Source organism: Kitasatospora sp. NPDC053308 (genome assembly GCF_055585785.1).
This window is the reverse complement of the sequence record NZ_JBVJJY010000026.1, coordinates 1-21,541: the sequence shown is the minus strand read 5'-3', so window position 1 is coordinate 21,541 and position 21,541 is coordinate 1. Positions and strand designations below refer to the sequence as shown.

The 21,541-nt window shown below is 72.7% G+C and carries 21 protein-coding genes; 15 read left to right on the top strand and 6 right to left on the bottom strand.

What is annotated here, in order from left to right; all coding sequences use genetic code 11:
- Positions 1-209 precede the first annotated feature (209 nt).
- The 5 genes from ACZ6Y7_RS34545 (at position 210) to folE (ending at position 6,410) form a co-directional block, all read left to right on the top strand.
- A complete protein-coding gene (locus ACZ6Y7_RS34545; RefSeq protein ID WP_465761907.1) occupies positions 210-1,379 on the top strand; it encodes a zinc-dependent metalloprotease in 1,170 nt (389 codons plus the stop codon).
- 282 nt (positions 1,380-1,661) lie between these two features.
- Positions 1,662-2,789 (top strand): tRNA lysidine(34) synthetase TilS, encoded by a 1,128-nt coding sequence (gene tilS / locus ACZ6Y7_RS34540; RefSeq protein ID WP_465761906.1) that lies wholly within the window; start codon positions 1,662-1,664, stop codon positions 2,787-2,789.
- 72 nt (positions 2,790-2,861) lie between these two features.
- Positions 2,862-3,416, top strand: coding sequence for a hypoxanthine phosphoribosyltransferase (gene hpt, locus ACZ6Y7_RS34535; protein ID WP_030059589.1), 555 nt, complete (start codon positions 2,862-2,864; stop codon positions 3,414-3,416).
- A gap of 226 nt (positions 3,417-3,642) precedes the next feature.
- Positions 3,643-5,697, top strand: a complete 2,055-nt coding sequence (gene ftsH / locus ACZ6Y7_RS34530; protein ID WP_465761905.1) for an ATP-dependent zinc metalloprotease FtsH — start codon at positions 3,643-3,645, stop codon at positions 5,695-5,697.
- 107 nt (positions 5,698-5,804) lie between these two features.
- The gene (gene folE, locus ACZ6Y7_RS34525) at positions 5,805-6,410 is read left to right on the top strand and encodes a GTP cyclohydrolase I FolE (RefSeq protein WP_465761904.1); all 606 of its coding nucleotides are present in this window, start codon (positions 5,805-5,807) and stop codon (positions 6,408-6,410) included.
- Between the two features lie 9 nt (positions 6,411-6,419).
- Here the strand turns inward: folE and ACZ6Y7_RS34520 are convergent, their stop codons facing one another.
- Together ACZ6Y7_RS34520 and ACZ6Y7_RS34515 are read right to left on the bottom strand one after the other, a co-directional pair.
- Positions 6,420-7,208 carry a ferritin-like domain-containing protein gene (locus ACZ6Y7_RS34520; protein ID WP_465761903.1) on the bottom strand — a complete coding sequence of 263 codons (789 nt, stop codon included), beginning with the start codon at positions 7,206-7,208 and terminating at the stop codon, positions 6,420-6,422.
- Positions 7,209-7,326: 118 nt separating this feature from the next.
- A complete protein-coding gene (locus ACZ6Y7_RS34515; RefSeq protein WP_465761902.1) occupies positions 7,327-8,481 on the bottom strand; it encodes an alpha/beta hydrolase in 1,155 nt (384 codons plus the stop codon).
- A gap of 379 nt (positions 8,482-8,860) precedes the next feature.
- Between ACZ6Y7_RS34515 and ACZ6Y7_RS34510 the strand changes: the two genes are divergently transcribed.
- The 7 genes from ACZ6Y7_RS34510 to ACZ6Y7_RS34480 all read left to right on the top strand — a co-directional run bounded on the left by ACZ6Y7_RS34510 (position 8,861) and on the right by ACZ6Y7_RS34480 (position 15,442).
- Positions 8,861-10,702 carry a phosphatidylglycerol lysyltransferase domain-containing protein gene (locus ACZ6Y7_RS34510; RefSeq protein WP_465761901.1) on the top strand — a complete coding sequence of 614 codons (1,842 nt, stop codon included), beginning with the start codon at positions 8,861-8,863 and terminating at the stop codon, positions 10,700-10,702.
- A 60-nt stretch (positions 10,703-10,762) separates the two neighbouring features.
- Complete coding sequence (folP, locus tag ACZ6Y7_RS34505) at positions 10,763-11,644, top strand: dihydropteroate synthase (protein WP_465761900.1); 882 nt, start codon at positions 10,763-10,765, stop codon at positions 11,642-11,644.
- 28 nt (positions 11,645-11,672) lie between these two features.
- On the top strand, positions 11,673-12,152 hold the full coding sequence (locus tag ACZ6Y7_RS34500; protein WP_465761899.1) for a nuclear transport factor 2 family protein: 480 nt from the start codon (positions 11,673-11,675) through the stop codon (positions 12,150-12,152).
- A gap of 247 nt (positions 12,153-12,399) precedes the next feature.
- Complete coding sequence (gene folB, locus ACZ6Y7_RS34495) at positions 12,400-12,759, top strand: dihydroneopterin aldolase (protein ID WP_030059580.1); 360 nt, start codon at positions 12,400-12,402, stop codon at positions 12,757-12,759.
- Positions 12,760-12,799: 40 nt separating this feature from the next.
- Positions 12,800-13,399: a 2-amino-4-hydroxy-6-hydroxymethyldihydropteridine diphosphokinase gene (gene folK, locus ACZ6Y7_RS34490; protein WP_465761898.1), complete on the top strand. Its 600-nt coding sequence runs from the start codon at positions 12,800-12,802 to the stop codon at positions 13,397-13,399.
- Positions 13,400-13,664: 265 nt separating this feature from the next.
- A complete protein-coding gene (locus ACZ6Y7_RS34485) occupies positions 13,665-14,153 on the top strand; it encodes a DUF3180 domain-containing protein (RefSeq protein ID WP_465761897.1) in 489 nt (162 codons plus the stop codon).
- 122 nt (positions 14,154-14,275) lie between these two features.
- Complete coding sequence (locus ACZ6Y7_RS34480) at positions 14,276-15,442, top strand: hypothetical protein (RefSeq protein ID WP_465761896.1); 1,167 nt, start codon at positions 14,276-14,278, stop codon at positions 15,440-15,442.
- A 93-nt stretch (positions 15,443-15,535) separates the two neighbouring features.
- On the opposite strand, the gene ACZ6Y7_RS34475 is transcribed toward ACZ6Y7_RS34480, so the two are convergent.
- On the bottom strand, positions 15,536-16,111 hold the full coding sequence (locus tag ACZ6Y7_RS34475) for a TerD family protein (RefSeq protein ID WP_465761895.1): 576 nt from the start codon (positions 16,109-16,111) through the stop codon (positions 15,536-15,538).
- Positions 16,112-16,259: 148 nt separating this feature from the next.
- The gene (locus ACZ6Y7_RS34470) at positions 16,260-16,757 is read right to left on the bottom strand and encodes a hypothetical protein (RefSeq protein WP_465761894.1); all 498 of its coding nucleotides are present in this window, start codon (positions 16,755-16,757) and stop codon (positions 16,260-16,262) included.
- A gap of 119 nt (positions 16,758-16,876) precedes the next feature.
- Between ACZ6Y7_RS34470 and arfB the strand changes: the two genes are divergently transcribed.
- Positions 16,877-17,311 (top strand): alternative ribosome rescue aminoacyl-tRNA hydrolase ArfB, encoded by a 435-nt coding sequence (gene arfB, locus ACZ6Y7_RS34465; RefSeq protein ID WP_465761893.1) that lies wholly within the window; start codon positions 16,877-16,879, stop codon positions 17,309-17,311.
- Position 17,312: 1 nt separating this feature from the next.
- Here arfB and ACZ6Y7_RS34460 read toward each other — a convergent pair whose 3' ends face one another.
- Positions 17,313-17,849 carry a flavin reductase family protein gene (locus ACZ6Y7_RS34460; RefSeq protein ID WP_465761892.1) on the bottom strand — a complete coding sequence of 179 codons (537 nt, stop codon included), beginning with the start codon at positions 17,847-17,849 and terminating at the stop codon, positions 17,313-17,315.
- 362 nt (positions 17,850-18,211) lie between these two features.
- Here ACZ6Y7_RS34460 and ACZ6Y7_RS34455 point away from each other — a divergent pair, with 362 nt between their 5' ends.
- Together ACZ6Y7_RS34455 and ACZ6Y7_RS34450 are read left to right on the top strand one after the other, a co-directional pair.
- A complete protein-coding gene (locus ACZ6Y7_RS34455; protein WP_465761891.1) occupies positions 18,212-20,002 on the top strand; it encodes a GGDEF domain-containing protein in 1,791 nt (596 codons plus the stop codon).
- Between the two features lie 189 nt (positions 20,003-20,191).
- Positions 20,192-21,193: a carbohydrate-binding protein gene (locus tag ACZ6Y7_RS34450; RefSeq protein ID WP_465761890.1), complete on the top strand. Its 1,002-nt coding sequence runs from the start codon at positions 20,192-20,194 to the stop codon at positions 21,191-21,193.
- A gap of 99 nt (positions 21,194-21,292) precedes the next feature.
- Here the strand turns inward: ACZ6Y7_RS34450 and ACZ6Y7_RS34445 are convergent.
- A partial coding sequence (locus tag ACZ6Y7_RS34445; RefSeq protein ID WP_465761889.1) for an amidohydrolase family protein occupies positions 21,293-21,541 on the bottom strand: 249 nt, incomplete at its 5' end.

Below are 21,541 nucleotides of genomic sequence, written 5' to 3'. Positions count from 1 at the left end.
CGTCCACCCCTTCCGCGCGGGGCCACGCGCCCCTCCGCCGACGCTGCCGCCCGGGTGGCAGCGGTCGGTCACCGTCCCGGTGTCGGAGGCGAGCCGGCGTACCGGCCGGTTCCGCTCCGGTGCCGGGAGGCCGGGCCGCGGGAGGTCCGGAGAGGAGCGTTCGCGCCGGGTGGCTGCCGTTGGTGGTGGGGAGCACGTACGGTGAGGGCATGACGAGCGCGAGTGGCGGTGCTGACATGGTCGACTGGAACCTCGCGGTCGCAACCGCGACCAGACTGGTGCGGCCGGGGCCGGAGGTGAGCCGGGCGGAGGCGGCGGCGGTGGTCGCCGAGCTGCGCCGGCACGCCCTGGAGGCGGAGGAGCACGTACGGGCGTTCACCGGCATGCAGTCGTCGAGTCTGGCCCGGGCCACGGCGACCCCGGTGCTGGTGGTGGACCGCCCCGGCTGGGTGCGGGCCAACGTGGCGGGCTTCCGGACGGTTGTCCAGCCACTGGTGGAGAAGCTGCAGGCGCGGCGCGCGAACAGCGCGACGGCCGGGGTGTTCGGCGCGGTGGGGGAGAAGGCGACCGGCATCGAGGTCGGTGCGCTGCTGGCGTTCCTGGCGACCAAGGTGCTGGGCCAGTACGAGACCTTCGCCCCGGCGGAGCCCTCGCTGGAGGCCCCGGACAGCCCGGCGGCGCTGTTCGACAAGCCGCGGTTGGGGCCCGAGGGCCCAGGGCCCGGCCGGCTGCTGCTGGTGGCGCCGAACATCGTGCACGTCGAGCGGGAGCTGGACGTCGACCCGTCGGACTTCCGGCTCTGGGTCTGTCTGCACGAGGAGACGCACCGCACGCAGTTCACCGCGGTGCCGTGGCTGCGCGATCACATCCAGTCCGAGGTGCAGTCCTTCCTCTCCGAGACGGACGTCGACCCGGGTGCGCTGCTGGAGCGCCTGCGGGACGCGGCCGGTTCGCTCGGCGGGCTGCCGGGTGTCGGCGGGCGGGAGGGTTCCTCCTCGAACCTGCTGGAGATCGTCCAGTCGCCCGCGCAGCGGGAGATCCTCGGCCGGCTGACGGCGGTGATGTCGCTGCTGGAGGGCCACGCGGACGTGGTGATGGACGGCGTGGGACCGGCCGTGGTGCCGACGGTCGCGGAGATCCGGGAGAAGTTCCAGCAGCGCCGGGACCGCGGCGCGAACCGGCTGGACCTGCTGCTGCGCCGGCTGCTGGGCATGGACGCCAAGCTGCGGCAGTACCAGGACGGCGCGGTGTTCGTGCGCGGGGTGGTGGAGCAGGTCGGCATGGAGGGGTTCAACCGGGTGTGGACCTCGCCGAACACGCTGCCGACCAAGGAGGAGATCCACGACCCGGCCGCCTGGGTGGCGCGGGTGGCCCGCTGAGTGCACCGAGGGTGACGCTCGCGCCGCGAGCCGGGCGGCAAGCGGCGCGGGGCGGTCAAACCCGCTCGTACGAGTGGTCCAATCGGGCAGATGCCAAGTGAAGAAGCGTTTCTTCATTCACCCGAACGTGGGACGGTGGTCGTACCGGTGGCGCGGGTGGCGTAGCGGGTCGCTCCTTTCTGCCACCATCTGTGAGCGCCCGGTAACAGGGTGCTCACAGTCGGTGCGCGGCCCCCGCCGCCCGCCGCAGTCCTGTCCCCCTCCGTCGAGGAGTCGTCCGCCGTGGGCCCTCACCCCGCCGTCGCCGCGATACGCCTGGCCGTTCGCCGCACGCTCACCGACCTCGCCGCCGAGGCCGGTTCCACCTTCACCGCGCCGGTGCGCGGTCCCCGCGAGCGCCCGGCCGGGGCGCCGCTTGTGGGTGCCGCCGTCGGCACCACCCTGATCGGCAACGCCGCCCGCCACCCCTCCGGTCTGCCCCGCACCCCGGCCGCGCCCGGCTCGCCGCTCGTCCTGGTCGCCGTCAGCGGCGGCGCGGACTCCATGGCACTGGCCATCGCCGCCGCCTTCGAGGCCCCCAAGATCGGCCTGCGGGTCGGCGCCGTCACCGTCGACCACGGCCTGCAGCCCGGCTCCGCCGAGCGCGCCGAGCAGGTGGCCGAACGGCTGCGCTCGCTCGGCCTCGACCCGGTCGAGGCGATCCCGGTGCGGGTCGGCCGGACCGGCGGCCCGGAGGCGGCCGCGCGGGACGCCCGTTACGCGGCCCTGGACGAGGCCGCCGACCGCCACGGCGCGATCGCCGTCCTGCTCGGCCACACCCGGGACGACCAGGCCGAGACCGTGCTGCTGGGCCTGGCCCGTGGTTCGGGCGCCCGTTCGCTGGCCGGGATGCCGGCCCAGAAGGGCCGCTACCGTCGCCCTTTGCTGGAGCTGGACCGGGCCGCCACCCGGCAGGCCTGCTCCGCCCAGTCGATCCCGGTCTGGGACGACCCGCACAACTGTGATCCCGCCTACACCCGCTCCCGGGTCCGCCACGAGGTGCTGCCGGTGCTGGAGAAGCACCTGGGCGGCGGCGTGGTGGAGGCGCTGGCCCGGACGGCCCGGCTGTTCCGCGACGACGCGGACGCCCTCGACCAGTGGGCCTCTTTGGCCGAACGCGACCTCCGTACGGGCGAGGGCGCCCTGGACGCCGTGAAACTGGCCGAACTCCCGCCGGCCGTGCGCCGCCGGGTGCTGCGGCGGGCCGCGCTGCGCGCGGGCTGCCCGGCCGGGGACCTCTTCGCCCGGCACCTGGAGACGATCGACCTGCTGGTCACCGGTTGGCGCGGTCAGGGGCCGCTGCACCTACCCGGGGGCGTCGAGGCCACCCGACGGTGTGGCACGCTGGTCTTTCGGCGGCAGGGCGACTGACGGGCGGAGGCATGCCCCGGGGGAGCCGGCCGCCGGCCACACAGACCCCGAACGTTTGAGGACGTATCCCCGGTGGACCAGAACGACATGGGCGCTGACCTCGCGAAGGTGCTCATCAGCAAGGACGAGATCGACGCCAAGCTCCTGGAGCTGGCCGAGCGCATCGACCGGGACTACGCAGGCAAGGACCTGCTGATCGTCGGCGTCCTCAAGGGGGCCGTGATGGTCATGGCCGACCTCGCCCGGGCCCTGCACTCGCAGGTCACCATGGACTGGATGGCCGTCTCCTCGTACGGGATGGGCACCAAGTCCTCCGGTGTGGTGCGGATCCTGAAGGACCTGGACACCGACATCGCCGGCCGTGACGTCCTGATCGTCGAGGACATCATCGACTCCGGTCTGACGCTGTCCTGGCTGCTGGGCAACCTGGGCTCGCGCGGCCCGGCCTCGCTGGAGGTCTGCACCCTGCTCCGCAAGCCGGACGCGGCCAAGGTCGAGATCGACGTGAAGTACGTCGGTTTCGACATCCCCAACGAGTTCGTGGTCGGCTACGGCCTGGACTACGCGGAGAAGCTGCGTAACCTCCCCTTCATCGGCACCCTCGCCCCGCACGTCTACGGCGGCTGAGGGCCCCGTTCGGGCTACGGGCGGGAACAGTAGGTTGTTCCCGCCCGTTGGACCGGGGGACAAAGAACCGAAGCCGTGTCGCCGTGCTCCCGCCATGGGCGGGTCCGACTGCGGTACGGTCCAATAAACCGCTCTTCACATGAGCACCGACCGGATGCGCCGCGGCCCAACAGCCACCCGGCGCCGTTGAGTGGCAGGAGGGACGGGGCGGCAACGCCCCGCATGGATGGACGTCAAGCGATACTTCCGTGCGCCGATCATGTGGATCGTGCTGGCCGTCCTCGCCGTCATCGTACTGATGCAGGTCGTTTCGGACTCGAACGGCTACAAGACGGTGGACACCGGTCAGGTCGTTGCCGCGATCGATGCGCACAACGTCAAGTCGGCGCAGATCACCACCGGTGACTCGAACACGATCAAGATCCAGCTGAAGGACGGCGCAACGCTGCCCAGCGCCGGTACGGGCAAGGCCCCGTCCGGCAGCAAGTTCCAGGCCTCGTACATCGGCGACCAGGGCGTCGCGATCGCCGACAAGCTGCAGGCCCAGGTCAACGACAAGGACAACAGCACGCTCGCCGAGGGCTACACCGTCAGCCCGGAGAAGCAGAGCACCTTCGTCAGCCTGCTGCTGTCGATGCTGCCGATCGTGATCATCGTCCTGGTCTTCCTGTTCCTGATGAACCAGATGCAGGGCGGCGGCTCCCGCGTCATGCAGTTCGGCAAGTCCAAGGCCAAGCTGCTGACCAAGGACACCCCGAAGACCACCTTCGCCGACGTCGCCGGCGCGGACGAGGCGGTCGAGGAGCTCCACGAGATCAAGGAGTTCCTGCAGGAGCCGGCCAAGTTCCAGGCTGTCGGCGCCAAGATCCCGAAGGGCGTGCTGCTCTACGGCCCGCCCGGTACCGGCAAGACCCTGCTGGCCCGCGCCGTCGCGGGTGAGGCCGGGGTGCCGTTCTACTCGATCTCCGGCTCGGACTTCGTCGAGATGTTCGTCGGTGTCGGCGCCAGTCGCGTCCGCGACCTCTTCGAGCAGGCCAAGGCGAACGCCCCGGCGATCGTCTTCGTCGACGAGATCGACGCCGTCGGCCGGCACCGCGGTGCGGGCCTCGGCGGCGGCCACGACGAGCGCGAGCAGACCCTCAACCAGCTGCTGGTCGAGATGGACGGCTTCGACGTCAAGGGCGGCGTGATCCTGATCGCCGCGACCAACCGTCCGGACATCCTGGACCCGGCGCTGCTGCGCCCGGGTCGCTTCGACCGCCAGATCGCGGTGGAGCGCCCCGACCTCCAGGGCCGGCTGGACATCCTCAAGGTCCACCAGAAGGGCAAGCCGATCGCGCCCGACGTCGACATGTCGGCCGTCGCCAAGCGCACCCCCGGCTTCACCGGCGCCGACCTCTCGAACGTCCTCAACGAGGCCGCGCTGCTGACCGCCCGCTCGGACAAGAAGCTGATCGACAACTCCATCCTGGACGAGGCGATCGACCGCGTCGTGGCCGGTCCGCAGAAGCGCACGCGGATCATGTCCGACAAGGAGAAGAAGATCACCGCGTACCACGAGGGCGGTCACGCCCTGGTCGCGGCGGCCTGCCAGTACAGCGACCCGGTGCACAAGATCACGATCCTGTCCCGCGGTCGGGCCCTCGGCTACACCATGGTGCTGCCGGACGAGGACAAGTACTCCACCACCCGCAACGAGATGCTCGACCAGCTGGCCTACATGCTGGGCGGGCGCGCGGCGGAGGAGCTGGTCTTCCACGACCCGACCACCGGCGCCTCGAACGACATCGAGAAGGCCACCGCCACGGCGCGGGCCATGGTCACCCAGTACGGCATGACCGAGCGCCTGGGTGCGATCAAGTTCGGCACCGACAACTCGGAGCCGTTCCTGGGCCGCGAGATGGGCCACCAGCGCGACTACTCGGAAGAGGTCGCCGCGCTGGTGGACGAAGAGGTCAAGAAGCTCATCGAGAGCGCGCACAACGAGGCCTGGGAGATCCTGGTCGAGAACCGCGACGTGCTCGACAACCTCGTGCTGGAGCTCCTGGAGAAGGAGACCCTGAACAAGGAGCAGATCGCCGAGATCTTCGCCCCGGTCGTCAAGCGCCCGGCCCGGCCGGCCTGGACGGGCTCCACCCGTCGCACGCCGTCCACCCGGCCGCCGGTGCAGTCCCCGAAGGAGCTGGCGCTCACCAACGGCGCCGCTGCCGGGGACACCGCTCCGGCGGACATCGTGAAGCTCCCGCCGAGGCCGTCCGCCGAGCCGCCCGTCGAGGGCTGACCCCCGGATCCGTAGGGAATGGCTGCCGCGTCACCAGGGTTTGTACCCTGGAGGCGCGGCATCCGTGCTGTTCAGCCAGAGTCTTCCCACATGTAAGCGAGGCCCGCATGATCGACCCGGTGACGCTCGACGGTCCGCCCACCGTCGGGACCTTCGACCAGAAGCGGGCCGAGAACGCCATCCGCGAGCTGCTGCTCGCCGTGGGGGAGGACCCGGACCGCGAGGGCCTGCTGGAGACCCCCGCCCGGGTGGCGCGGGCCTACAAGGAGATATTCGCGGGCCTCTGGCAGGAGCCCGAGGACGTCCTCACCACCACCTTCGACCTCGGCCACGACGAGATGGTGCTGGTCAAGGACATCGAGCTGACCTCGGTCTGCGAGCACCACCTGGTGCCGTTCCGGGGCGTGGCCCACGTCGGCTACATCCCGTCCACCAGCGGCAAGATCACCGGGCTGTCCAAGCTCGCCCGGCTGGTCGACGTCTACGCCCGCCGCCCGCAGGTGCAGGAACGGCTCACCAGCCAGGTGGCCGACGCGCTGATGCGGATCCTGGAGCCGCGCGGCGCGATCGTCGTGGTCGAGTGCGAGCACATGTGCATGTCGATGCGCGGCATCCGCAAGCCCGGGGCCAAGACCATCACCTCGTGCGTGCGCGGCCAGCTGCGCGACCCGGCCACCCGGGCCGAGGCGATGAGCCTGATCATCGGGCGCTGACGGCAGGACTCAGGGCACCTCGGGCTCCGCGTGCGGCGCGGCCGGGGTGCCCAGCGCGTTGCGGCGCTCGGGCATCCGCAGCGTGACCATCCGGCGCCAGCCGAAGGCGCGGTCGTACAGGTAGAGCGCGTGCACCCCGAGGGTGACCACGGCCAGCTGCCAGCGCGGCCAGCGCAGGATCCGGGCCATCCGGGCGGTGACCGCCAGACCGACGTCCCGGTGGGTGCGGATCTCGCCGCGGGCGCTGGTCTCCAGGGCGTGCCGGATGTACGGGCCGTGGCCCTCGGCCCGCAGCCGCAGCAGTTCCTCGTGGCAGTACGCGAGGTGGTTGTCCTCGTCGGCGGAGATCATCCGCATCGCCCGGACGAGGTCCGGGTTGTGCTCGTACGCCTTGACCAGCTGGCGCATCTGCTCGGCCGCCCGCTGCTCGGTGACCCGGCTGTGCGCGAGGTAGGTGATGATCTCGCGCTCGGTCAGCGGGACGTCGCTGTTCAGCCGCTCGTGCGAGAGCCCGACGCCCTGGCGCTCCAGCAGCATGCAGTAGTCCGCGTCGTCCGGGACCGGCACCTTGGGCAGGCCGCGCTTGTTCAGCAGCTGGGTGAAGATCCGGCCGTGCTTGCGCTCGTCGGCGCCGTGCCGGGCGATCTTCGGGGCGAGGACCGGGTCCCGGGTGAGCGCGGTGATCCGCTCGTTCTCCCAGCCGCCCTGGTCCTCGCCGCCCGCCGCGATGCTGCAGAACAGCTGGTACGCCTGGTCGTTCCGGTAGATCTCGTCGAAGAGCGATCGGGTGCTCAGCAAGGCGCCTCCTGCGCGGATCCGTGCCGGCGCCCGCCGGGAGGGGCGGGCGGACGGCCGCGATACGTTCCCCCGGGTCGTCCGCCGGTCGGGCCGACCGGCGGGTAATCACCCGCTCGCGCTAGCCGAGGTGCGCGCCCAGCCATTCGAGCGAGGCGGGAAGCTCCTTCGTCCAGCTGTCGATGTTGTGCCCGCCGTCGTCCAGGTACAGCGAGTCGACTTTGAACTGGGGGTTCGTCGCCGCGACCTGGGTGGCCTGCTCGACGAACTGGACGGTCTGCGGGTAGTCCGACTCCTTGCGGGTGGAGACCACCAGCAGGTTGAGCGCCGGGACCGGCATGTTCTGCAGCCGCCAGCCGAGGTCGTGCTGCTGGGCCAGGGCCTTGTCGCCGCCGAAGAGGTCGCCGCCGGTGTAGCCGTCCTGGCGCACGGTGAAGTCGCCGTGCAGGCTGGTCGCGCTGCCGAAGACGTTCGGGAAGCGCATCGCCAGGCGCAGCGCGCAGCTGCCCCCCGTGGAGTAGCCGAAGGTGGCCCAGGAGCCCGCCGTGCGGCCGACCCGGTAGGTGGAGAGGACGGCCTCCGGCACGTCCTTGGCGAACCAGGCCTCGGTGCGCGGCCCGCCGGGGACGTCCACGCACTCGGTGTCGCGGGACGGGACCACCCCGGGGCGGACCATCACCAGGACGGTCGGCGGCATCTTGCCGGCGCGCTGCAGTTCGAGCGCGGTCTGGGGCAGCGACAGGTCCTTGACCAGGTTCAGCGCCGTTCCCGGGTAGCCGGCGATGGCCAGCAGGACGGGGAAGCGGACCAGGGCGAACTTCGGGTCGAAGTACTCGGGCGGCAGATAGACGAACATCTGGTCGGAGAAACCCGTCTCCTTCCCGCTGACCTGGACCGACTCGACCTTGCCGACCTCCTCGGGCGTGCCCTTCGGCAGATTGGGGACGGTCTCCAGGCCGCCCTCGTTGGTCGGCTGGATCAGCGCGTCGGCGACCGGGGTGCCGCCCTTGTGGTTCTCGTTGCTGGCCAGCGCGAGCTTGGCGCCGCTGGTGCCGAGCAGGTCGTCCCAGGAGGTGTAGAACCCGAAGGAGTTGTTCACCGAGAGCGCGAGCACCGCCACGATGGAGGCTTGAACGACCGTCAGCAGGCCGATCCGGCCGAGCACCGGCAGCGGTCGCTGCTTCGCCAGGCGGGGCCAGATCCACACGGTGGTGACCAGGGCGGCCGCGCCGAGTGCGAGCAGCGAGTTCACGAGTGCGTCGCTGGTCAGTTCCATGCCGTCGGCCTTCCGGTGGGACACTGTCGGTGCAGGCTTCATCGTCTGGCGGGCCGTCAGGCCGGGCCACCGCAGCTAGGCTGTCCGGGCGCCCCGGCGGAGGCCGGGAGGGCGGGACGAATCACAGGCAACCGGCGCCCTAGAATGCGGCGTCCACCGTACGTAACGCGTCCCGGAGGGTTTCGCCGCGCCACGCTGCGGTGGCCCCTCGGCTCCCACCGCCGGCTCAACCCGCAGCGCGTCCACGGACCCGGTTTACCGACCGTTTCCGGGTCCTTGGTATGCGCATTGCCTGATGAAGGAATAGGCATGAAGCTCCATCACGCGTCCTCCCCCGGAGTGACCGGACACCGCACCGCAGCCCCTACGCTGAGCTTCCATGAGCGTTCCCGTGTCCGTTGAGCCGAGCCCCGAGCAGCCGCCGCGCCGTCGCCGCGGCCTGCAGACGCTGCGCAGCCAGGTGGCCGCCGTTCCGAGGGCCTGGCTCCCGGGCGCGGTCGGCTACGCCTGTCTGCTGATCGGGCTGGTGGACATCGCCAGCGCGGTGTTCCCCAAGCTCCGGCACACCAAGATGCACACCGTCGCCGGGCAGCTGCCGGGCGGCACCACCAGCCTGGCCGCGGTGGGCACGCTGATGGTCGGCATCCTGCTGGTGCCGCTCGCCCACGCGCTGCGCCGGCGCAAGCGGCGGGCCTGGCGCGTGGTCTGCGTGCTGCTGCCGGTCAGCGCCGCCCTGCACCTCATCCGCTGGCACCAGATCGGCCCCGCGGTCGTCTCGCTGGCCGTCCTCGCCGTGATGCTGGTCCACCGGCGCGAGTTCTACGCCAAGGCGGACCCGCGCACCCGCTGGCGGGCGGTGGTCAACCTGGTCGTCATGGGCGTCCTCAGCGTGCTGCTCGGCCTGCTGATCGTGAGCACCCGGACCAAGTACGAGATCGGCCACCCGGGCCTGACCGCGCGGCTGGAGCACGTCGGGTACGGGCTCTTCGGCTTCGAGGGCCCGATCCGCTACACCAACATCCGGATGTCCGACCTGGTCGCCTACCTGCTCGGCGGCCTGGGTCTGCTGACCGCCTTCACCACCGCCTACCTGGCGCTGCGCCCGGGCAAGCCCAAGCCCGAGCTCACCGCGGAGGACGAGGAGAAGGTCCGCGAGCTGCTGGCGCGGCACGGCGAGCGCGACTCGCTCGGCTACTTCGCGCTGCGCCGCGACAAGAGCGTGCTGTTCTCGCCCTCCGGCAAGGCCGCGATCTCCTACCGGGTGGTCTCCGGCGTGATGCTGGCCTCCGGCGACCCGGTCGGGGACGTCGAGGCCTGGCCGGGCGCGATCAAGGTGTTCATGGCCGAGGCCCGCGAGCACGCCTGGGTGCCAGCCGTGATGGGCTGCAGCGAGGTCGGCGGCGAGGTCTGGACCCGCGAGGCCGGCCTGGACGCGCTGGAGCTGGGCGACGAGGCGATCGTCGACACCGCCGCCTTCTCGCTCTCCGGCCGGGCCATGCGCAACGTCCGCCAGATGGTCAAGCGCATCGAGCGCAACGGCTACTCCTGCAAGGTGCGCCGGGTCTCCGAGCTCACCGTCGAGGAGAAGTACCGGATCGCCGACGCGGCCGCCCGCTGGCGCGGCACGGACACCGAGCGGGGCTTCTCGATGGCGCTGGGCCGCTTCGGCGACCCGCTGGACGACGACTGCGTGGTCGTCACCGCGCACAAGGAGCCCGAGGAGGGCGAGAGCGGCGACGACCTCAAGGCCGTGCTGCACTTCGTGCCCTGGGGGCCGGACGGCATCTCCCTGGAGCTCATGCGCCGCGACCGCGCCGCCGACCCGGGCCTGAACGAGCTGCTCATCGTCGCGGCCCTGCAGGCGGTGCCCGCGATGGGCGTGCGCCGGGTGTCGCTCAACTTCGCGATGTTCCGCTCGGCCCTCGCCCGCGGCGAGCGGATCGGCGCCGGACCGGTGCTGCGGGCCTGGCGCGGACTGCTGGTGTTCCTGTCGCGGTGGTTCCAGATCGAGTCGCTGTACAAGTTCAACGCCAAGTTCCAGCCCGAGTGGGAGCCGCGCTTCCTGGTCTTCCCGAACACCCGGGACCTGCCGCGGATCGGCTTCGCCGCGATGCAGGCGGAGGCCTTCATCACCCTCGGCATGCCGCGCTTCGGCCGCAAGCGCCAGCGCGAGGGTCTGATGCCGGTCCCGTCGACCCGTGAGGTCACCGAGGCCGCCTGAGGCACTCCCGTACCGTCCGGGGCCCCCGCCGAGAATCCTCGGCGGGGGCCCCGTTCGATAATGGGGGACATGAGCAATTCGCCGTCGTTCCCCCTTCCGGCCGGTCTGCCGCGGCTGGAACGTTGCGCAGTGATGGGCGTGGTCAACGTCACGCCCGACTCCTTCTCGGACGGCGGGCTCTGGCACGACCCCGCCAAGGCGATCGCGCACGGGCTCGCGCTGCGCGCTCGCGGCGCCGACCTGGTGGACGTCGGCGGCGAGTCCACCCGGCCCGGCTCGCAGCGGGTGCCCGAGGAGGAGGAGATGCGCCGGGTGATCCCGGTGGTGCGCGAGCTCGCCGACGCCGGGGTGACGGTCTCCGTGGACACCATGCGCGCCTCGGTCGCCGAGCGCGCCGTCGAGGCCGGCGCGGTGGTCGTCAACGACGTCTCCGGCGGGCTGGCCGACCCGGCGATGGCCCGTGTGGTCGCCGAAACCGGCGCGCCGTTCGTGGTGATGCACTGGCGCGGGCAGTCCGCCGACATGGACGCACTGGCCGTCTACGACGACGTGGTGCGGGACGTGGTCGCCGAGCTGACCGACCGGGTGGAGGCGCTGCTGGCCGCCGGGGTCAAGGAGGACCAGCTGATCCTCGACCCGGGGCTCGGCTTCGCCAAGACCCCCGCGCACAACTGGGCGCTGCTCGGCCGGCTGGACGCGCTCACCGGGCTCGGCCGTCCCGTCCTGGTGGCCGCTTCGCGCAAGCGGTTCCTGGGTACGCTGCTCGCCGACCCGGCAACCGGGGAACTGCGCCCGGCCCGGGAGCGCGACGACGCGACGGCCGCGGTCTCGGTGCTGTCGGCCCGGGCCGGAGCCTGGGCGGTGCGGGTGCACGACGTTTCGGGGACGGCGGACGCCGTCCGGGTGGTCGCGGCCTGGCAGCGCGCGGCGCGGCTGGGGTAAGGGAGGGTTTGTGACAGGTGACGGCAGGTTGAGCGGCGGTACGGCCGGGCGGGCTCGCGCGGCGGACCTGGAGGCCGTGCTGGCGGCGAACCGGGCGCTCTACGAGGCGCTGGAACGGGGGGACCTGGAGGCGGTCGAGGACGCCTGGCTGGGCGCCGCGGACGCCGACGACAAGGGCGGCGTGGTCTGCGTGCACCCCGGCTGGCCGGTGCTGCGCGGCCGGGCGCAGGTGACCCGCTCGTACATGTTGATCATGATGAACACGGAGTACATCCAGTTCTTCCTGACCGATGTCGAGGCCGAGGTCCACGGCGATGTGGCCCTTGTCACGTGCACCGAGAACATCCTGTCCGGCGGCGAGGCGGAGGAGGAGGGCGAACTCGGACCGCTGGTCGGCGGAAAGGTGGTGTCGACGAATCTGTTCCGCCGTACCCCGGCCGGGTGGAAGCTCTGGTCGCACCACGGTTCACCCGTTCTGACCAGCGGCGACGAGGACGACGAGGACTGATTCCGGCCGGAATGCGAACACGGTGCCGGCAGGCCGCCCGGGAATTCCCGAGTGGTCATCCGACGTTCACGTCAATCGCCGATCCGGCGCGCGTGGCCGCGTTTCCTGCCGGGTAGGACGGTCAGGCGTTGTCCGTGCTCGCGGGTAGATTCGAAACGGAGTGGCGGGCGTGCTGCCCGCCTTCGCCCTGCCCGTCCATGCCTGTTTCCGGGCGGGGCCCGTCCGACTGGGAGCAGTGATTCGTTTGCTGGACCGCGTCACCCTGCGGGGGCTGCGAGCCCGGGGCCACCACGGCGTCTTCGAGCGCGAGCGCGTCGAGGGCCAGACCTTCGTGGTGGACCTGGTGCTGTACCTGGACACCCGCCCCGCCGCGTCCGGCGACGACCTCACCCGCACGGCGCACTACGGCATCGTGGCCGAGGAGGTCACCGCGATCATCGCCGGGGAGCCGGTCGACCTGATCGAGACCCTGGCCCAGCGGATCGCGGACCAGTGCCTCAAGCACGAAGCGGTCGAGGAGGTCGAGGTGACCGTGCACAAGCCGGACGCCCCGATCACCGTGCCGTTCGACGACGTGACCGTGACCATCCACCGGGGCCGCGCATGACCGCCGCCGCGCGCCCGGTTCCCGAGGTAGAGGACTTTCGATGAGCACCAGCGACCCGACCACCACGCCGAACGCGTTCGACCTGGAGAGCCGGGTGGATTCCGCCGACACCACGCTGCACGGCCAGCGCTGCGCGGTGATCGCGCTCGGCAGCAACCTGGGCAACCGGCTGGACACCCTGCAGGGCGCGGTGGACGCGCTCGCGGACACGCCGGGGCTGAAGATCAAGGCCGTCTCCGCGGTCTACGAGACCGAGGCCGTCGGCGGCCCCGAGGAGCAGCCGAACTACTACAACGCGGTCGTCGTGCTGCGCACCTCGCTGCCCCCGCGGGACCTGCTGGAGCGCGGCAACGCGATCGAGGACGCCTTCGGCCGGGTGCGGACCGTCCACTGGGGGCCGCGCACCCTGGACGTCGACATCCTGGCGTACGAGGGCGAGCTCAGTGACGACCCGCAGCTGCTGCTGCCGCACCCGCGCTCGCACGAGCGGGCGTTCGTGCTGGCCCCCTGGCTGGACGCCCAGCCGGAGGCCGAGGTGCCCGGACACGGGCGGGTCGACGCGCTGCTGGAGGCGCTCGGCGGGGCGGACGCGCAGGGCGTGAAGCGCCGCGAGGACATCCGGCTGACGCTGCCGGAGTAGGCCGGGGCGGGCTGCTGCGTCCTGGAGGGCCCTCGCCCCGCGTCGAAGGGGCGCACCGGTAGCGGGCCGGTAGCGGGCCGGGAGCGCCCCGGGGGCGAGCGGGCGAGTGAGGGCCGGGGAACTCGGTCGGTGGCCCGGCCGTACCAGTAGGTGTCCGCCGTTCGCGCGGGTGTCCGCCCGGCCGGGCCCGGTACGGTGGCCTGGCGCCGCCGCGTCGGGTCACCGCGCGGCCGTTCTGGTGTACCCCGGGAAGGACCTCCTCCGAGTGAAGCTGCTTCGCCTCCGTCTGCTGATCGGCATCACCGCCGCCACGACGGCGCTGTCCTGGGCCGGCTCGAAGCTGTGGGCCTCCCTGGACACGCTGCCGGCCGTGCCGGGCGCGGCGCCGGTGGTGCTGGCGGCGGTGGCGGTGATCCTGCTGGCGACCGCGCTGTCGCTGCGGTCCCGGCTGAAGGCGGTGCGCGAGCGGCAGCCCGGCGCGAAGGGGGTCGACCCGCTGCTGGCGGCCCGGGCGGTGGTGCTGGGGCAGGCCAGCGCGCTGGTCTCGGCGGTGGTCACCGGCATCTACGCGGGCGCGGGGATCTACCTGCTGGGGGAACTGGACGTGTCGGCCCGCAAGGACCAGGCCGTCACGGCGGGGTTCGCGGTGCTGGCGGGGGCCGCGGTGATCGCCGCGGCGCTCTGGGTCCAGCACGTCTGCAGGTTGCCCGAGGACCACGACGGTCCGAGCGGCCCGGCGGCCTCCCACCGCTGAGCAGGACGTTTTCCGCGATCTCGGGGGAGAACCCGGGCGCGTGCGGTGGAAACCTCCCCCTGTCAAGGGCGGAAGGGGACCCTGGGCTGACAGCGCCCCAATTCGCACGCTAGTTTCTTGGCATGTCTCGCGGACGCCACCGTCATTCCTCCGTCCTCGGCCGGGTCCTTCCCCCCACCGCCGCCGGCGTACTGCTGGTAGCCGCTCTGGCCGCGCTGCTTTTCAGTCAGGACACCATCCTGGTGCGCTCGGTGGGCATCGCGGCGGTGATCGCGACGCTCGGCTTCGCCCTGTTGCTGCGTCAGCGGGACAAGGCGGCCCGTGCGGCGGCCGAGATGTCCGCGGCGCAGCGGCTGAGGGCCGAGGAGCGGTTCGAGGAACAGCTGGCGGAGGCCGAGTACGCGGCCGAGGTCGCCGAGGAGCGGGCCACCCGCTTCGGGCGGCGGCTGACCGCCGAGAAGTCGCGGCTGGCGAAGGCCGAGACCGAGATCGCCCGGCTGCTGCGGGAGCGGGCCGTGGCGGTGGCCGAGCAGGCGCTCAAGGAGGCCGAGGCGGCCCAGCGGGCGCTCGCCGCGACCCGGCCCAAGTACCCGGCCAGCCCGGCCGCGTTCGTGCGCGCGGCGGCCGTGCTGCGGCTGCTGGAGCGCCGTGCGGCGGAGCAGGAGGCGCAGCGGGCGCGGACGGCGGGCGCGGAGGTCGCGCTGCGGGCGCACGCCGCCCCGGCGGCCCAGGCCGCGCCGACGCCCGCACCCGCCCCGGTGGCGGTTCCCGCACCGGTGGCGCCCGCGGTGCCCACGCCGGTGCCGGTGGCGACGTCCCCGGTGCCGCCCGCGCCCGTGCGGCCGGCGCTGACGGCGACGGTCGGTCAGCTCGGCGGGGTGCCGACCGGGTCGGACGTACCGGCCACGGCGCCGATGCCGGTCGAGCGGCAGCGGCCGCGGTCGGCGCAGTCCGGACAGGCGCGCGGGCAGGGCTTCAGCTTCTTCGGTCGCAGCGCGGGCGGGGCGGCCCGGCCGGCGGCCCCGGCGCCGGCGGTGGGCAGCGTCGCCGAGCTGGCGGAGCGGACCGACCTGGCGGACGTGGTGGGCGACGAGGCGGTGGCCGCGAAGGCCCAGGCCGAGGCCCTGGCGGCGGAGCCGGCCGCGGTGCGGGACGGCGTGCGGGAGCCGCAGCCGGCCGAGCGGTCGCGGCAGGACGAGGCGCGGCCGGGCGGGCCGACCGTGGTGGACCTGACCCCGGAGGACGAGACCGAGCTGATCCAGCTGCCGCAGCTGCGCGCCTCGCGCTGAGCCGGTGGCACGAACGCCGCGGCGCGGGAAGTCGGAGGGACCGGCTTCCCGCGCCGCGGCGTCGTCAGGGGCGCCCGGGTGGCGCCGGGCGCGTCAGATCTGGACGCCGAAGTCCTGGGCGATGCCCGCCAGGCCGGAGGCGTAGCCCTGGCCGACGGCGCGGAACTTCCACTCGCCGCCGTTGCGGTAGAGCTCGCCGAAGATCATCGCGGTCTCGGTGGCGGCGTCCTCGGAGAGGTCGTAGCGGGCGATCTCGGCGCCGCCGGCGGCGTTCACCACGCGGATGTAGGCGTTGCGGACCTGGCCGAAGTTCTGGCCGCGGGCGACGCCGTCGTAGATGGTGACCGGGAAGGTGATCTTGACGGCCTCGGCCGGCAGGCCGGCCAGGTTGATCTTGATCGACTCGTCGTCGCCCGCGCCCTCGCCGGTGCGGTTGTCACCGGTGTGCACGACGGTGCCGTCGGGCGTGCTGGTGTTGTTGAAGAAGACGAAGTGGGCGTTGGACAGCACCTTGCCGTCCGCGTTCAGGACGATCGCGCTGGCGTCGAGGTCGAATTCGGCGCCGGTCGTGGTGCGGACGTCCCAGCCCAGGCCGACGGTGACCGCGGACAGACCGGGGGCCTCCTTGGTCAGCGAGACGTTGCCACCCTTGGAGAGGCTCACTGGCATGGCGATTGCAGTCCCTTCGTTCGCTTCGTGCGCTTTTCCCCCGGACAACGCCATACTCGGGCAGCTTGGTTCCGCAGGGTCCGTGAATTCTTCGCGCGCGCGAATTCCGGGGCAAAGTCCGGGCAAAGGCGATGGTCGCGAGGGCGGCTCAGATCCGGCGGAACCGGCCCTGCAGCGTCCAGATGTTCGGATTGTCAGCCAGGTCGGGGTGCATGTCGAACAGGTCGGCGAGGGTGTCCTGGAGGAAGTCCCGGGCCTCGCGCCGCAGGTCCCCGTGGCGGACCACGGCCGGCGGCTCGTCCGGCAGCCAGGTGGCGGTGATCTCGACCCAGTTGAAGCGGCGGGCGAAGCGCAGCAGCTCGGTGTTCTGGGTGAAGTCGAGGTCGGCGGTCTGCACCCGGGCGGCCCGGCCGCCGTCCGGGTCGCGGTCCAGCTGCTCGGCGATGTCGCACAGCGCCCAGGCGAAGTCGAGCACCGGCACCCAGCCCCAGGCGGTGGACAGCTCCGAGTCGTCGGCGTCCAGGTAGACGTCGCCGCAGAACAGGTCGTACCGCAGGGCGTGCACGGACGCGGTGCGGTAGTCCGTCTGCGGGGGGTCGGGGAAGCGGTTGGAGAGGGAGTAGCCGAGCTCGATCACGTACGCCATTGTCGGGGCTGGGGGCCTGCGGGCGTAACCGGGTGCGGGGGCGCGGACGGTCCCGGCCCCCAGGAGGGCGGGCGGAATATCCGGGTGACCGCGGGGGGCGGGCGCGGGATGATGGGCGCATGCCCGAGCCCATCCGCGTACGGGGGTCGGTGGTCGTCCCCGACGCCGAGCTCGTCTGGCGCTTCTCGCGTTCCTCCGGCCCCGGTGGCCAGCACGTCAACACCTCCGACTCCAAGGTCGAGCTGCGCTTCGACCTGGCCTCCAGCAAGGCGCTGCCCGAGGTGTGGCGCGGGCGTGCCCTGGAGCGGCTGTCCGGGCGGCTGGTGGACGGCCGGGTCCTGGTGGTCCAGGCCTCGGAGTACCGCTCGCAGTGGCGCAACCGGGAGGCTGCCGCGGCCAGGCTGTCGGCGCTGCTGACCGAGGCGTGCGCGCCGCCGCCGAAGTCCCGGCGGGCGACCAAGCCGAGCCGGGGGATGGTCGAGCGCCGGCTGTTCGCCAAGAAGCACCGCTCCGAGGTGAAGCAGGGCCGCCGGGCGCCGCGGGGCGGGGAGTAGCTCAGCCCAGGGCGCGGTAGCCGCCGCGGAAGTACAGCAGCGGCCGCCCGCCCGGATCGGGCACCGCGGCCTCCAGGACGCGGCCGAGGAGCAGGGTGTGGTCGCCCGCCGGTATCCGCTGTTCGGTGCGGCACTCGACGGTCGCCAGGGCGCCCTCGATCAGCGGGGCGCCGGTGCGCGGGCCGCGGTGGTGCGGGGTGTCGGCGAACAGCAGCCGGTCGCTGAGCCGGCCCTTCATGGCGAAGCGGGAGCCGATGGTCTTCTGCGCCTCGGTGAGCACCGAGACCGCCCAGGTGTCGGCCCGCGAGAGCACCTCGTCCATCCGCGAGTCCTCGCGCACCGAGATCAGCACCAGCGGCGGTTCCAGCGACACCGAGAGGAAGGACGTGGCGGTCATGCCGACGTCCTCGCCGTCCTCGGGGTCGTGGACGGTCACCAGGCTGACGCCGGCGGCGAGCTGGGAGAGTGCTGCCCGGAACTCGTCGGGCGTGGCGTGGGGGGCAGCTTCGGGCTGCGGGGACGGGTACACGTACCGCACGGTAGTCGTCACCCGCGGGAAACGGCATCGGGCCTTGGTCGTAGGACCGGCGGCGTGCCCCGGGGGTTGCGCACGGTGACCGGACTCACTCCCGGGGGTGAAACGCGCGGACCGGCGGACGCAGTCGGCTTCAGCCGGTGGCCGCTGCGGTCGACCAAGGGAAATGTTCCGATAGCGCTTTATGTCCCGCTATGGGGTAGATGAACTGATAAAGGGCGCATTAGTCCTGTGTGATTTAAGTCACAAGTGGTGGCCTATTGCTGACCGAGCGTGCCGAACGCTGTGCTCCCTGTGATTCAGTTCTTCTGGCAATCGGACGATAACCAATCAAGAACTATCCGAAGCAGCCGGGGAGCCCCCGCATGGAAGCCGAGTCGGAGCCGTACGTCCGTCTCGCGACCCTCCGCACCTTGCACCGGGTCGTGGCGGACCTCAACGCTGCCCGCAGCCTCGCCGGGACGCTGCAGGCCGTCGTCGAGGGCGCGGTGCACGGGCTCGGATTCGACGCCGCCGCGGTCAGCCTGGTCCGTCCGGACGGTGACCTCGTGGTGGCGGCCGTGTGGGAGCTGGAGGAGAGCCCCATGGGAGGCCCCTCCGTGCTGCTCGGCCAGGTCGGCTCCCGGGAGTCCTGGGACCGGCTGCTCGGCGTCAGCGACCACTGGGGCACCCTGCGCTTCCTGCCGTACGACCGCGGCTGGGCCGTCGCCAGCGACATCCCGCGCTGGATCGGGGACAGCCCGCTGCCCGTCTACGCCAACGACTGGCACCCCGCCGACGGGCTGCTCGCCCCGATGTACAGCGCCGGCGGCGACCTGCTCGGAGTGCTCTCGGTGGACCGCCCGCGCAGCGGCAAGCGGCCCGGGGCCTGGACCCGCGAGGCGCTGGAGATGTTCTCCCTGCAGGCCTCGATCGCGATCGGCAACGCCAGACTGCGGGCCGAGATGCAGCGCGCGCTGGCCCGCCTGGAGAAGGAACAGCAGGCGCTGCGGGCCAGCGAGGAGAGCTTCCGCCAGGCCTTCGAGTACGCGCCCAGCGGGATGGCCATCACCGAACTCCACGGCGCCGGGCGCGGCCAGCTGACCCGGGTCAACGACGCGCTCTGTCGACTGCTCGGCCGCCCCCGCGCCGTGCTGCGCCAGCAGAGCTTCGCCGACCTCGTCCACCCCGACGACCGGGCCCTGCTGGAGCGCACCAGCGCCGAGAGCGGCCGGGCGGAACTGCGGCTCTCCCGCCGGGACGGCGGCTACCAGTGGGTCTGCCTGCGGAACTCGATCGTGGCGGACGCGGCCGAGGGGCCCAGCTTCCTGCTCACCCACGTCGAGGACATCGAGGACCGCAAGCGGCACGAGTTCCAGCTCGCCCACCGGGCCAGCCACGACGCCCTCACCGGTCTGCCGAACGGCGCCGAGCTGAAGGCCCGGCTGGCCCGTCGGCTCTGCGCCCAGCCGCAGCCGGTCGGCGCCGCCGCCGGCCCGGCCGAGGCGGGCTACCCCCCGCCGTACGGCTACCCGGCCGACTCCTACAGCGCCCACGCGGCCCACGACGGGCTGGAGGGCGCGGACCCGTACGCCGCGGCGGTGCACGGCTACGGGCTGCCCGAGGGCGGGCCGCCGCCCGGCCTCGGCCCGGGCTTCGGGGAGCACGTGCACGCGGTGGTCCCGGCCGACCACGGACCGGGCGGTGACACCTGGTCCGCGCCGTTCCGCTCCGGGGGCGCGGCCGCGCCGGACAAGGGGCTCGCGGTGCTCTTCTGCGACCTGGACGGCTTCAAGTCGATCAACGACCGGTTCGGCCACAACGCGGGCGACGCGGTGCTGGTCGAGGTCGCCCGGCGGCTCAGCCAGGCCGTCCGGGACGGCGACACGGTGGCCCGGCTCGGCGGCGACGAGTTCGTGGTGCTCGCCGACGGCATCGGCCGCGAGGAGGCTAAGGACCTCGCCCACCGGCTGCGCAACGCGATCATCCCGCCGATGCGGATCGACGGCCGCGCCATGCGGGTCGGGGTGAGCCTCGGGATCGGCTGGGCCGGTTGCGGGATGAGCATCGAGGAGGTGCTGCAGACCGCGGACGAGCGGATGTACGACGAGAAGCGCGCGCGGGGTGGCGCGGTGCGCGGCGCGCGTGGGGAGCGCTCGCACCGGCGCGCGGGCTGATACCGGACGCGGACGCACGACATCGCGCCCCTGTCCGCGCGGGCGCGGTCGGACTCGGGCTACCCGTGAGTTGTCAAGGGTTCTTTTCCGGCTGTCCGGTGCGACAGGTAGGGTGCCCGGGACGACAGCGTCCATGATCTGCGCCGCCCGCAGCCCGGCGGCGCGCACCGGATGGGGGAACAGACCACCGTGACGACCGCCGGCAGCAACGGAATGCCCGAGGGCCAGGGGGGCGGTGCCCCGCAGGACGACGACCCGTTCGGCTACCTCTACCGCCCGGCCGACGGCTCCACCGGGCAGCAGGCCGAGCCGCAGCAGGGGGTCCCCCGGACGTCGTACAACCGGCCGATGGAGGTCGGGCGCGCCCAGTACGGGTACGGCTACCCGCCGCGGGCGCAGCAGCCGCAGCAGCCGTACGGCCAGCAGGGGGTGCCGCCCCAGGCGTACCCGGGCGGGCAGCCGCAGGCCCCGTACGGTCAGCCCGGCGTGCCGCAGCAGGCGGAGTACGGCGCCGCGCCCGCCCAGCAGACCCGCTACGCCGAGCACTCCCGGCCGCAGCCGGGGGAGGAGCCCCGCAGCAGTGGCCGGAGCAAGGGCGCGGTGATCGGCGCGGTCGCCGTGGTCGCGGCCATCGCGATCGGCGCCGGCATAGCGCTGTCCACCGGCGACCCGGACGGCGACAAGAACGCCAAGGGCGGCACCGCCACCACCGCCGCGCCCGCCCCCACCACGCCGGGGCCGACCGCCTCCACCGGGACCGCGGCCCCCTCGGCCAGCGCCACCGCGATCTCCGGCCCGTCGACCGTGGACGCCGGCCAGCTGCAGGGCCAGAACGCGCCCGCCGGCAACGGCATCAAGGGCGCCAGGTCGGCGGACGGCGGGTACCTGACCCTCCAGCCGGGCGGTTCGGTGACCTGGTCCGGGGAGATCGCCACAGCCGGGACGTACAAGCTGACCGTGCACTACAACTACGGGGGCGCGGACCTCAAGGGCGCGGTCGTGGTGAACGGCAAGGACTGGCCGAGCGGGCTGACCTACAAGGTCTACGGGCCGCCGCCGAAGGACCAGGCTTCCTCCTGGTACAACACCTGGATACTGCCGCAGTTCCAGGCCGGGCCGAACTCGGTGACCTTCACGGTGCCCTCCGGCTCGGTCCTGATCGACCAGATCACCATCGAGCCGAGCAGCTGAGGCGCTCCTGACGCACCACGGCCGCCCTTCCCTTCGGGGGGAGGGCGGCCGTCGTCGTACGGGGTGGACGGGGGCGTCCGGCGGCGGGGCGCGGGACGGTCAGGCGGGCTTCACGGTGGTGAACGTGTCGCCGCCGAGGACCCAGCGGCCCCGGCGCATGACGGCGACCAGGTCGTAGGTGGTGGAGTCGAGGACGACGAGGTCGGCGAGCTTGCCGGCTTCGAGGGTGCCGAGGGAGTCGCCGAGGCCGAGCAGGCGGGCGGGGGTGGTGGAGAGGGATTCCACGGCCTGGTTGAGGGTCAGGTGGTTGACCGTCACCGAGCGCTTGAACGCCACGTCCAGGGTGAG